This is a genomic window from Ruegeria sp. CDSA079 (genome assembly GCF_059612245.1).
In genome coordinates this window covers 69685-82708 of sequence record NZ_JBXWQF010000019.1, presented here as the reverse complement: position 1 = coordinate 82708, position 13024 = coordinate 69685, and the positions used below count along the sequence as shown (strand labels likewise).

The following is a 13024-nucleotide window of genomic DNA, read 5'->3' as shown; positions in this document are numbered from 1 at the left end:
TGGAAAAGCCCCGTCGCGTTCGAAAGGAAAGTGGCCTAAACGAGCACCTGGGGCGGCACAAAAGCGGGACAGGTCCAGACGGTGGGATTGGTTGTCATGAGCGAGCGCGAGCTTAATCGTATTGAAGTGCTGAGCCAGGTTTCCCAAGGCCGCATGACGGTGGTTTCCGCCGCAAATGTTCTGAACCTGAGCCGCAGGCAAGTTCACCATTTGCTCAAGGTTTTCCAGATTGATGGCCCGGCTGCGCTTCGTCACAAAGCGCGCGACCGTAGATCCAACAATCGTATTGATCCGGCCGTTCGTGAGTTTGCGTTGGCACTCGTCAAAGAACGATACGCTGATTTCGGCCCGACACCGGCGGCTGAGATGCTGTTGTAACATCATGATTTGAAAGTGTCGCGCGAGACGCTGCGCAAATGATGCAAGCAGATGGAATTTGGCTCTCTCGGGAGCAACGTAAGGTGTTCCATCAGCCGCGCCTGCGCCGGGATTGCTATGGTGAGCTCATCCAGATCGACGGATCTGACCATCGCTGGTTCGAAGATCGCGCGCCGCCCTGCACGCTGCTTGTCTTCATTGATGACGCGACCAGCACATTGATGCAGCTGCGGTTCGTGACGTCGGAAAGCACCTTCAGCTATTTTGAAGCGCTTGAAGGCTACCTGGCCGAGCACGGTCGCCCTGTAGCTTTCTATTCCGACAAGCACACCGTGTTTCAGTTGGCGCAGCAAGGTGCAAAGTTGGGCCATGGTATGACCCAGTTCGGTCGCGCGCTGAACGAGCTGAACATTGAGATCCTGTGCGCGAACAGTTCCCAAGCCAAAGGCCGTGTAGAGCGCGCAAATCGCACGCTACAAGATCGGCTGGTGAAGGAACTGCGTCTCGCTGGCATCTCGGACATGGAAGTCGGAAACGCCTTCCTGACGGAGTTCATGCAACGCTATAATGCCAGGTTTGCCAAATCGCCGCGACGTCCGGACAATCTGCACCGGGCCCTGAATGTCGAGCCCGACCGTCTGCGGGACATCCTGTGCTGGCGCGATGAGCGCTATGTCGACCGCAATCTGGTGCTGCGCTACGACCGCAAGCGGATCACGCTTGAAGAGAACGACCTCACCCGTGGTCTCGTTGGCAAATATGTGGACAGCTACGAATTTCAGGACGGCACGTTAGAATTCCGGTCAAAGGGCGTCCCACTGCCCTACTCTGCTTACGACAAAGACCAACGCGTGAGCCACGCGGCGATCACCGGGAACAAGCGACTAAGCGCAGTGCTGGAGCACATCAAGCAAGAGCAGGACAAGGCACCACCGAAGAAGCGCCGCGCCGGCACCCAGGCCACACGCTACACTCCAACAGGTCTGCGCAACAACGGCTGGAATTCAAAGCTCGCGAAGGTGGCGAAAGAGAAGCGCGCAGCCAGCCAGGGCTCCGATGTTTGAGGTCTCCACCCTGCCAGGTTGCACTTCCATTTCGCGACAAATGGGACATTTCTACTTTGCAGAACCAGTGACATTTCTACTTGGTTGCAACATTGGACCGAAAGCGGGCACATTCTAAACTGGATTGGGCAATACCCGTTTATCAGGGAGGCAGATCGCTCAACCGCAACTCGGCTTGGCTTCGTAATACTGGCATTGCAACGTAATCATCTGGACTGAACTGGGCTGGACGATATTTGCAAAATTTGGCATGATTGAGCGAAACTGAACCTGAAGATCATCCGATGCTACCATCCGAACGACACGCAATAATCCTAGAAGAAGTCTCGCGTCAACCTGCGGTTTCAATCCGATCTCTGACAGAACGGCTTGGAGTGTCACGGGAAACCGTGCGCAAGGACATCGAACAACTGGCGCAGGAAAACAAACTCAACCAAGTGCGCGGCGGAGCGACAAGGGTGCGAACGCACGAACCCCCTATGGCCGATCGCACCCAAACCAACCGTGAAGGCAAAGAGCGCATTGGCGCTTATGTTGCCAGCACAATTCCGGATGGAGCGAGTGTGATTATTGACAATGGCTCTACGACGCTTGCTGCAGCACATGTTCTAGCGGCAGCTCGTCGGGATTTGGTGATATATACCAATGATTTAACTATAGCTTCTATTCTGGAACCGGCTGCGGCGACAGTCACTCTTCTGGGCGGGCTACTGGATTTTTCAGAGAATGCAACAATGGGCTTGGATACGCTGGACCACCTGTCCCGGTACAATGCAGAATATGCGCTGATCGGGGTGGGCGGGATCAGCGCGCGGGCTTTGTTCACCTATTTTTCGCTGGAAGGCGCCAACCTGCGCAACATGATGATAGAGCGGTCGCAGCGCCCGTTCCTATTGGCGGACAGCAGCAAATTCGATGTGGTGGGGCAAGTTGCGATGAAACCACTGCCCGGGGATGTAACTCTAGTGGTTGACGGCGATTTACCTAAAGGCATTTCGGAAGTGATTGGGGACCAACCCGTGGATGTTGTCAGCGTTTAACGCCAAGAAAAGAAAAATATTGCCAAGTTTTGCAAAGCAGCAATAAGGTGGGTGCAAACCCGATTCCTCTTGTACGGAGCAACGCAATGGCCGACATCCAACTTCCGCAAAGCGCGCAATTTGTCATCGTGGGGGGCGGTATCGTTGGCTGCTCGGTCGCGTATCACCTGACGAAGATGGGGCATCGAGATGTTGTGCTGCTGGAACAGGGCCAATTGAGTTGTGGCACAACCTGGCATGCAGCGGGCCTCGTCGGTCAGCTGCGCAGCCAGCCCGCGATGACCAACCTGATCCGCTATTCGACCGAGCTGTATTCACAGCTTGAGGCCGAGACCGGGCTCGCCACCGGCTGGATGGAATGCGGCTCGGTCACAGTGGCACGGACCGACGATCGCATGACCATGCTGATGCGCACCGCTGCTGCCGCGCAGGCGCAGGGGGTCGAGGTCCAGGTTATCACCCCGCAGGAGGCGCAGGACAAATGGCCGGTGATGCAGGTGGACGACGTCAAAGGCGGGCTGTGGATGCCCGGTGACGGTAAGGCCAACCCGACTGATCTGACCCAGTCTCTGGCCAAAGGCGCGCGCATGGGTGGCGCGAAGGTGATCGAAGGAATCAAGGTCACTGACATTCTGACCAAAGATGGCACCGTCACCGGTGTGGTCACCGATCAGGGCACGATCAATGCCGAGATCGTGGTGAACTGCGGTGGACAGTGGGCACGTCAACTGGGCAAGGTGTGCGGAGTCAATGTGCCTCTGCACTCTGCCGAACACTACTACATCGTGACCGAGCAGATCGAAGGTGTGAAGCCCGACCTGCCCGTTCTGCGCGATCCAGATGGCTATATTTATTTCAAGGAAGAGACAGGCGGTCTGGTCATGGGCGGCTTTGAGCCGGATGCCAAGCCTTGGGGTATGGACGGCATACCAGACAACTTCTTTTTCCAGCTTCTGGAGGATGACTGGGACCAGTTTGAAATTCTCATGGAAAACGCACTCACCCGAGTGCCCAGCATGGCCGAGACAGGCGTGCGGCAATTCTATAACGGACCTGAAAGCTTTACGCCCGACAACAATTATCTTTTGGGTGAAGCGCCCGAGCTGAAGAGTTTCTTTGTCGGCGCGGGCTTCAACAGCATGGGCATCGCCAGCGCAGGAGGTGCCGGACGGGCGCTGGCTGAGTGGATTGTCGAAGGCGCTCCGACCTCGGACTTGTTTGCGGTGGATATCCGACGGTTTGCGAATTTCAACAACAACAAGACTTGGCTGCATGACCGGGTCAAGGAAACACTGGGCCTGCATTACGCGATGCCTTGGCCCAACCGGGAACTAGACACGGCTCGCCCCTTCCGCCGCTCGGCCCTGTATGACCGACTGGCAGCGAAGAACGCCGTATTCGGGTCAAAAATGGGCTGGGAGCGGGTGAACTATTTTGCCGAAGACGGTGAAAAAGCCGAGATCAAATATAGTTTCGGTCGTCAGAATTGGCATGACAATGCTGGTAAAGAACACAAGGCCACTCGCGAAGCAGTAACGCTGTTTGACCAAAGCTCGTTCTCGAAATTGCAGGTGCAAGGACGCGATGCTTGCAGCGAGTTGAACAGAATCTGCGCGGCAAATGTTGACGTGCCCGTGGGCCAGACAGTGTACACAGGCTTGCTGAATGAACGTGGGGGGTATGAATCCGACCTGACGGTTCTGCGACTGAAAGAGCAGGAGTTTATGCTGATCACGGGATCGGCCCAATCCATTCACGACGCGGATTGGATCCGCAAGAATTTCAGCGAAGATGCCCATGTTTTCCTGACGGATGTGACGGCTGCATGGTCGGTGCTGTCGGTGATGGGTCCAAAGTCGCGCGATGTTCTCAAAAAGCTGACGAAGGCGGACCTGTCGAACGCAGCCTTCCCGTTTGCTTCCGTTCAGGAAATCGATCTGGGCTATGCGACGGTTCTGGCCAACCGCATGACCTATGTCGGCGAATTGGGCTGGGAATTGGTGGTTCCGGTTGAATTCACCGTTGGCGTTTACGAAGACCTGATGCGCGTCGGGGCCGAGTATGGTATTCGCGATGCGGGATACTATGCGCTGGAAGGCCTGCGGATCGAGAAAGGCTTCCGCGCCTGGAGCCGCGAGTTGACCCCGGACATCACGCCGATCCAGGCTGGTCTGAACTTTGCCGTGGACTATGACAAGCCCGGCGGCTTCATCGGGAAAGAGGCACTGCTGGCCGCAAAAGCGGACCCCGGCCACCTGAAAACCCGGATCGTGCAACTGGTGCTGGAAGATGGTGCTCCGCAGCTGTGGGGGGGTGAGGCCGTGTTGTGCAACGGGGTCGAAATGGGTGAGGTCCGTTCGGCCGCCTACGGTCACACGCTGGGTGCAGCCGTTGCACTGTGCCAGTTGGACGCGCCCCAGCGGGTAACGGCGGATTATATACGAAGCGGGACGTTCGAAATTGACCTTGCCGGAACCCGGTTCTCAGCTACGGCCCATTTACGAACCCCTTACGATGCAAAAGGCGAACGGCCTAAAACGGACGGCTAGGTTTGGATGACACTCAGTTGGCATAGATCAGGATGAAACACTGTTCGGTCATCGAACCCGACACGACGCGTGTCAACGACATCGGCTTTTTGTGCTGGGATGGATTGCCTCTGGATCAGCTTTCGGTGGGGTTGGCCTATCTGAAGACCGCGAACCAACTTGCCCCTGACAAACAGCTCAGAGTCTCGGTTCTGTCGTTTGCTGGCGCTGATGTGCAGAGCGATTGCGGAGTAAATTTGAGCACCAGCCGCATCGATGACCACGCGGCGCGATGTGGCTATCTGTTTTTGCTCGGAGGACCGGTTCTGCCTCCTGATCAGCAAAACCATCTTGGCCGCGTGGCGCGTTCGCAACTCAGGGCGGGCCGGGTTCTGGGCGCAGTTGAGGCGGCGTTGACCCCTCTGGCACATACCGGGCTTCTCTGCGGCTTGGATGTCGCTGCCTCGTCCTCAGTATTGAGTGCACTGCAAGAACAGTTCCCAGATATCTCGCCCACATCCGACGACAGCCAAGCCTGTGAGGCGATCTGGTCGGCAGGATTAAGGTTCTCTCTGCTCAACCTGCTATCAAAGATCACCAGCCACACATTTACCCCAAAGGAGCAGTCCCGGTTGAACCGGAAATTCCTGTGCTACAGACCGCAGTTCGGCATATGCACCACTTGCGCACACGATATAGCTCGGGCCGACAATGCATTTACCGGTAACAGCGTTGTTGACAAGGCTATAGAACTGTTTCGGTATAATCTGGAAGAACCCCTCCAGATTAAGAGCATTGCTGAGGAAGTAGGGATTTCGGTGCGCCAACTTGAAAGGAAATTTGTAACAGCGACAGGACTTACCCCAAAAGCCTACTACCTGGAGGAACGGTTGGAAAAGGCCCAGGCAATTGTCAGATTCACCAATCTGACGCTGACCGAGGTTGCCTTGGCCTGCGGGTTTGGGTCCAATGCCACGCTGTCGCAGAAGTACAAACAAAGGTTCGGGCAAACTCCAGCATGCGAGCGCGCCCGGATGAGCGCCCCGAGGTTCGAAACTTGATGCGTCGCTGGCGTTCACCACATTTCGTCAGGTTCTAATGACAATTGACGCGCTTTTCATTGTTTTGACCGCTGCATTTCTGCACGCGCTTTGGAATGCCGTTGTCAAAGGCGCGCCGGACAAAGCCATTGTTCTGGGGCTGATTTCGCTTGGCCATGCGATACCAGCGATGTTTGTAATACCATTCACTGGCTTGCCGGTCTGGGCGGCTTTTCCCTTTATCGTTGGCTCGACCCTGATCCACTGGGGGTACTACTGGTTTCTGAACACCGCCTACAAACATGGCGACCTGTCGGTGGTCTACCCAATCTCACGCGGAATGACACCGGTTCTGGTCGCTGTGGGCGCGATACTGTTCGCAGGCGAAGTTCTGCAGTCCGTCGCATGGATCGGCATTATCTGTATCTCATTGGGTATTGGGTGCCTGTCCCTTGCAGGATTAGGGAGACACACAAACTGGATCGCCGTAGCAGCCGCCTTTGGTACCGGCTTGATGATTGCGTCCTATTCACTTGTGGATGGTATTGGCATCCGGTTGTCCGAGAACACACTGGGGTACATCGCAACACTGTTCGTGGCGGAGATTTTTGTGGCAGTTTTCATCTTCACTACCAGGTGGCAGCGTGTCGTGACTCTGCCCAGACGTTATGTCTGGGCTGGCCTCGCGGGTGGTGTCATCTCGGGCGTGGCCTATGGGCTTGTACTTTATGCAAAGACAATCGCACCATTGGGTGTGGTGTCAGCACTCAGAGAAAGTTCCGTTATCTTTGCGTCGATTATTGGTGTCATGTGGTTTGGCGAAGGGCCAAAATCCAACAGGCTTCTGGCTGCGAGCATCGTGGCGATCGGGATTGTAGCCCTGGCGATGGCAAGTTGAGGGGTAGGAGGGGGATTTGCAGACAGAGAATACAGAAACACGCCCGAATGTATTGCTGATCGTCATCGATCAGTTCCGCTATGATCTTCTGGGGCAGGATGGACTCGGACGGGTGGCGCAGTTGCCTAACCTGCGACGACTTCAGGAAAGCGCCGTCAGCTTTGCCAACCATTTTGCCGTCACAGTTCCTTGCGGCCCCAGCCGGGTATCGCTGTTCACCGGGCAATATGCTTTCAATCACCGGGCAGTCCGAAACGGCACGCCGCTCCGGCACGATACCCCGAATTTGGCGCGTGCGATGCGGAAGGCTGGGTACGTTCCACGTATGTTTGGGTATTCTGACACGACCCACGATCCCCGGGTTCTACCCCTCGATGACCCAAGGCTTGAAAGCTACGAGGAGTTGCTTCCGGGCTTTGAGGAGGTGGTGAGAATGCGTATGGAATCGGATGTTGACGCCTGGCTTTCGCATTTGTCGCAGCGGGGCGTTGAGCTACCCCCCTACCCCGACACCTATCGACCCAACGGCCCGAACGTCGGCGATCTGGCTTTGTATCCGGCTGAACAAAGCGATACGGCGTTTCTGTCGGATCAGTTCCTGTCGAAGATGCAGGATGCTGAATCCACATGGTTTGCCACGCTGAACTATATTCGGCCGCACCCTCCGTTTGTGGCGCCTGCACCCTACAATACGCTATACGATCCACAGGATATGCCCCCGCCGCGTTCAACCCGCGATCCATTGGGAGACCGACACTGGCACCCTTTCCTTGCCCCGGCGCAGGATAAACAACCGATCTCAAGCATGGTTGTCGGCTTCCCCGATCTGAAGAATGATCCGGAAACCATCGCCCAGCTGAGATCGCTGTATCTGGCTCTAGCAACGGAGGTCGATCATCATATCGGGCGCGTATTAGACTGGCTCAGGACCTCCGGTCAGTGGGACAATACCGTTCTGATCGTCACCGCAGATCACGGCGAGATGCTCGGCGACTACGGGCTGTGGGGGAAAGGCACGTTCCATGATGCCGCCTATCATGTGCCCTTGATTGTGCGCGATCCCGCGCGTCCTGATATGCACGGGCGAGTGCATTCCGGGTTCACGGAATCCATTGATATACCCGTCACCATTCTCAAAAGAGTGGGTTCGGAAATCCCCTCTTCAATGAACGGGCGAAGCTTGCTTGGTATTTTGGCTGACACCGAAACGGAAGGCGCTACACACAGCTTTTCCGAATTCGATTTTGGCAATCCGGTAAAGCCGACGTCGTGGATGGTTGAGCTAGGCCTGACCTCTCGACAGGCAAATCTGGGCATTTTGCGCACAAAAAAACACCGTCTGGTCGAGTTTGGCGCGGGGCTGCCGCAGGTACTCTTTGGCATGGACGAGGATGGCGAAGAAATGTCCAACGCAGAGCGGCCCGAAAACACGCCAACGCTGCTTCACCTGACCCGCAAGATGCTGGACCACCGCATGATTAATGCCGATCCCACCTTTGCACAAACGCTTGTGCGTGCCGGCGGCGTTAAGACAGGGCAGCACTAAGCACAAGCAAGGCACGGATTTCAAACGTTTAAAACCTACCACTGCAAATTTAGAACCGATCACAACAATCCTGGGGTCGACGATAGTTCTTCCATAAGGTTGGCTTATGATGTTGAAGGTATAATCGATTTTTCTTGAAAATAATATCTGTCAAACTGTTGGCACTAATCTGAATGAGAACGCCGCACGAGAATGGCGAACCATTCCAAAAATCACCAACAGAGGATAACAATGAGACACGCAACATCACTTCTTACCGCTCTTGCCGTCGGCACGCTGACCGCGACGGTAGCAGCATCAGAAACAGAACTGACTGTTTACACCGCAGTCGAGGCGGAAGATCTGGCCCGATACGCCGAGACGTTCAACCAAAGCAACCCTGACATCAAGATTAACTGGGTTCGCGACTCGACCGGAATCATCACCGCCAAATTGCTGGCAGAACGGGACAACCCTCAGGCAGACGTCGTCTGGGGTCTGGCGGCCACGTCGCTGCTTTTGCTCAAGTCGGAGGGTATGCTGGAACCTTACGCGCCGGCTGGCGTTGAAGAACTGGATGTGAAGTTTGTTGATGGCGACAATCCTCCGGCCTGGGTTGGCATGGATGCCTGGGTTGCTTCGGTTTGCTACAACACAGTCGAGGCCGAAAAGGCCGGGCTGACACCGCCGACATCCTGGAAGGACCTCACCGACCCGATGTATAAGGATCAGGTCATCATGCCGAACCCGAATTCATCAGGGACCGGCTTCCTTGATGTTTCAAGCTGGCTTCAGATGTTCGGCGAAGATGGCGGTTGGGATTATATGGATGCATTGCATGAGAACATCGCGCGGTACACCCATTCAGGTTCTAAACCCTGCAAACTGGCGGCCGCAGGCGAGATCCCAATTGGCATTTCCTTTGCCTTCCGTGGGGCCAAGTCCAAAGCAGACGGAGCACCTCTTGAGGTCATCGTACCTTCTGAGGGCGTAGGGTGGGACATGGAAGCAACCGCAATTGTTGCTGGTACCGCAAATCTCGAGGCCGCGCAGAAGCTGGTTGATTTCACGGTCACCAAAGAGGCCAACGAAATGTATAATACCGGTTATGCAGTCGTGGCCTATCCGGGTGTTGCAAAACCAGTTGAGCACTTCCCCGAGGGTCTTCTGGATGCAATGATCGAAAATGACTTTGAGTTTGCTGCCAACAATCGCGCGGCAATATTGAAGGAATGGCAGTCTCGCTATGACGGAAAGTCGGAAGCGAAGTAATCCCATTAGCAGGAGGGGCTTTTGTGCCCCTCCTGCACACCATGCTCTTGTTCCCCAACAAACAACTTACTCACCCGGATCAGACTGGCCAGTTTCGGCCGTGCCCGAGGTGCAGATGTGAGGACCTCTCCCGTGCTTCAGAAAACACCACCCGGTGAACTGTATCTCAGCATCCAGAATTTGTGGAAAGCGTTCGGCAGCTTTCTAGCGCTCAAGGATATCTCCCTTGAAATCAACGAAGGCGAATTCATTTGTTTCCTCGGTCCGTCCGGCTGTGGGAAAACCACTCTTCTGCGTGCAATCGCCGGATTGGATTTGCAGACCAAAGGTACGGTCATGCAAGATGGCAAAGACGTCTCCAATCTGCCCCCGTCCGAGCGTGATTTCGGGATTGTGTTTCAATCCTATGCGCTGTTCCCAAATCTGACGATTGAAAAGAACATCGCCTTCGGCCTTGAAAACACGGGCCGCAGCAAGTCGGATATCGCGGTTCGTGTAAACGAACTCTTGAATCTGGTTGGACTGCCGGACCAGGGCAAGAAATACCCTGCGCAGTTGTCAGGAGGTCAGCAGCAAAGGATTGCATTGGCCCGTGCCATCGCAACCAACCCCGGCCTGTTGCTGCTGGACGAACCCCTGTCGGCACTGGACGCCAAAGTGCGTGTTCACCTGCGGCATGAGATCAAGGAGTTACAGCGCAAACTGGGCGTAACCACCGTGATGGTGACACATGATCAGGAAGAAGCTCTGGCCATGGCGGACCGGATCGTTGTCATGAATCATGGGGTTATTGAACAAGTGGGATCACCCACAGAAATCTACCGCGAGCCTGCTAACTTGTTCGTGGCGGACTTCATCGGAGAAATGAACCAGATCCAATCACAGGTCACCAAAGGTGGTCGACTGAGCGTCGGCGAAAAGACCTTTGCGTGCCTTGGCCACAATTTCAACGACGGTATGCCGGCGATTGCAGCAATCCGGCCGGAAGATATCATTCCGCATGAGGCTGGTTATCTCGATACCGGCGGCAACAGGAATTGCATTGACGTCACTCTTGATGAAATGGAATTCCTCGGTTCGTTCTGGCGCTGCCGCTTAAGTAACGAGCGATTTGGATCTTCGGAACTGATCGCGGATTTTTCGATCAATGCCGTGCGCCGTCTAGAACTGGAAGAGGGTCGGACCATGGTGATTGAGCTACCCGAAAACCGGCTGATGGCCTTTGATGTTCCGGAGACAGCAGCATGAGCGAGATTTCAATCAACCCGGGTACCCTTCCAGCCGGGCCTGACATCAAACCCAAGCTCAGCAGGGATGACATCCTGATGCGCGGCAGCATGATCGTGATCGCGCTCTATCTGGTCGCGACGTTGGTCCTGCCGCTTTACACGATGCTCTCTAAATCCTTCTCCACCTATCGGATGGAGTTGTCGCAATACGAGTTCCAAGTCAGTGATGACGCAGGCCAGTTCGACGGAACCATTCTGTCGGGCGACGCACTGAACGAACAAATCGGGGCTTTTTCCGGCACCGAACTGTCTACCGGCTCAGACGGGCGGCTATCAGTAACCGAGCTTTTTCCCGATTTCAGCTTTCGCAGTCCGGTCATGTACCAAATCCGTAACACGAGCGACACCGGGCGGTTTCTTGTCGGTTCTACGCTGCAGGACAATACGGATTGGGTCACGCTCGATTCCAATCAGTTCCGGCGGGTTCAGCTGAGGCCAGTTCAATCGCGAGGCTTGGAAAATTTCGTCAACTACTTCTCAACCCCGGCACTGTTCAATTCTATCAAGAACTCCCTTTGGATTTCTGTAATTAGCACCATTGTCACAGTAACTTTGGCGTTCTGGTTCGCTTATGCGCTGAACCGGAGTTGCATGCGGTTCAAGGGTGTGTTTCGTCTGATTGCGATGGCTCCGATCCTGGTGCCTTCGCTGTTGCCCGGGATCGCGCTGGTCTATCTGTTCGGCAATCAGGGCATGATAAAAGAGTTGCTGTTCGGCGCCAGTATCTATGGTCCGATTGGCATCGTAATAGGCTCGGTGTTCTTCACCTTCCCGCACGCCTTCCTGATCATTTCAACGGCGCTGGCGATCTCTGATGCACGACTATACGAAGCTGCAGTCAGCCTGCGTTCGACGCCGTGGCGTACTTTTTGGACGGTCACCGTTCCTGGCGCGCGATATGGTCTGATCTCTGCCGCTTTCGTCGTATTTAATCTGGTCATAACTGATTTTGGTCTGCCAAAAGTTATTGGAGGTCAGTTCAACGTTCTGGCGGTTGATATCTACAAGCAGGTGATCGGCCAGCAGAACTTTGAAATGGGTGCCGTAGTCTCGGTCGTTCTGGTGATCCCGGCAATCCTGGCGTTCGCGATCGACCGCATGGTGCAATCAAAGCAGGTTGCCTTATTGTCGGCCCGGTCGGTCCCGTACCAGCCAACCCCAAATCGAAAGGCAGATCGGTTCTTTCTAGTCTATTGCTGTCTGATCGGTTTATTCATCGTTGGGCTGCTGGCTGTGTGCCAATTCGCAGCGCTAATCAAGTTTTGGCCCTACGACCTGAGCCTGAGCCTGAAGAACTACGATTTCAACAAGATGGATGGTGGCGGTTGGGGCTCCTACATTAACTCGATCAAGCTGGCGCTTTTGACGGCGGTGATCGGTACTTCAGTCGTCTTCTTTGGTGCATATCTGGTTGAAAAGTCGAACGGGTTCAGAACAGGTCGATCAATCTTTCAGATGTTCGCGATGCTGCCTATGGCAATCCCGGGCATGGTGCTAGGCCTTTCCTACATCTTCTTTTTTAACAGCCCGTCCAATCCCCTGAACGGGATCTACGGAACGATGGCGATTTTGGTGATCTGTACGGTGACTCACTTTTATACGGTGTCACACCTAACGGCTGTGACCGCGTTAAAGCAGATGGACAGAGAATTTGAGTCGGTATCATCCTCGCTCAAGCAGCCAACAATGAAGCTATTTGCACGAGTGACAGTTCCGGTATGTCTTCCAGCTGTTCTGGACATATCAATCTATTTGTTTGTCAATGCGATGACGACCGTTTCGGCGGTCGTGTTCCTCTACTCACCTAAAACGACGCTGGCATCTATCGCGGTGCTGAACATGGATGATGCCGGAGATATCGCACCGGCTGCGGCGATGGGCATGATGATCTTTTACACCAACGCAACGGCGCGGATTATTCACCTGATTGCGTCCAAAGGAATTCTAAAACGCACTCAAGGCTGGCGAAGGCGCTAGCTGCCACCATTGA

General features: G+C 55.0%; 8 protein-coding genes and 1 pseudogene. All 9 read left to right on the top strand.

All coding sequences use genetic code 11. The features are described 5' to 3' along the window. Window positions 1-81: 81 nt before the first annotated feature. The 9 genes and pseudogenes from AC2FJZ_RS17615 (at window position 82) to AC2FJZ_RS17575 (ending at window position 13011) form a co-directional block, all read left to right on the top strand. Window positions 82-1442 (top strand): annotated as a pseudogene (locus AC2FJZ_RS17615) (ISNCY family transposase). Between the two features lie 284 nt (window positions 1443-1726). Then, window positions 1727-2482 (top strand): DeoR/GlpR family DNA-binding transcription regulator, encoded by a 756-nt coding sequence (locus AC2FJZ_RS17610; protein WP_496779284.1) that lies wholly within the window; start codon window positions 1727-1729, stop codon window positions 2480-2482. A gap of 86 nt (window positions 2483-2568) precedes the next feature. After that, window positions 2569-5031 carry a GcvT family protein gene (locus AC2FJZ_RS17605; RefSeq protein WP_496779282.1) on the top strand — a complete coding sequence of 821 codons (2463 nt, stop codon included), beginning with the start codon at window positions 2569-2571 and terminating at the stop codon, window positions 5029-5031. 32 nt (window positions 5032-5063) lie between these two features. Continuing rightward, window positions 5064-6071, top strand: coding sequence for a GlxA family transcriptional regulator (locus AC2FJZ_RS17600; protein WP_496779280.1), 1008 nt, complete (start codon window positions 5064-5066; stop codon window positions 6069-6071). 37 nt (window positions 6072-6108) lie between these two features. Further along, window positions 6109-6948, top strand: a complete 840-nt coding sequence (locus AC2FJZ_RS17595; protein ID WP_496779278.1) for an EamA family transporter — start codon at window positions 6109-6111, stop codon at window positions 6946-6948. Window positions 6949-6964: 16 nt separating this feature from the next. Then, entirely contained in the window at window positions 6965-8494 is a 1530-nt protein-coding gene (locus tag AC2FJZ_RS17590) for a sulfatase-like hydrolase/transferase (RefSeq protein WP_496779276.1), read from the top strand. Between the two features lie 231 nt (window positions 8495-8725). Then, window positions 8726-9745, top strand: a complete 1020-nt coding sequence (locus AC2FJZ_RS17585) for a putative 2-aminoethylphosphonate ABC transporter substrate-binding protein (protein ID WP_176865287.1) — start codon at window positions 8726-8728, stop codon at window positions 9743-9745. A 132-nt stretch (window positions 9746-9877) separates the two neighbouring features. After that, a complete protein-coding gene (locus AC2FJZ_RS17580) occupies window positions 9878-10993 on the top strand; it encodes a putative 2-aminoethylphosphonate ABC transporter ATP-binding protein (RefSeq protein WP_496737690.1) in 1116 nt (371 codons plus the stop codon). Then, a complete protein-coding gene (locus AC2FJZ_RS17575; RefSeq protein ID WP_496779274.1) occupies window positions 10990-13011 on the top strand; it encodes a putative 2-aminoethylphosphonate ABC transporter permease subunit in 2022 nt (673 codons plus the stop codon). Before AC2FJZ_RS17580 ends, AC2FJZ_RS17575 begins: the two co-directional genes overlap by 4 nt. Window positions 13012-13024 lie beyond the last annotated feature (13 nt).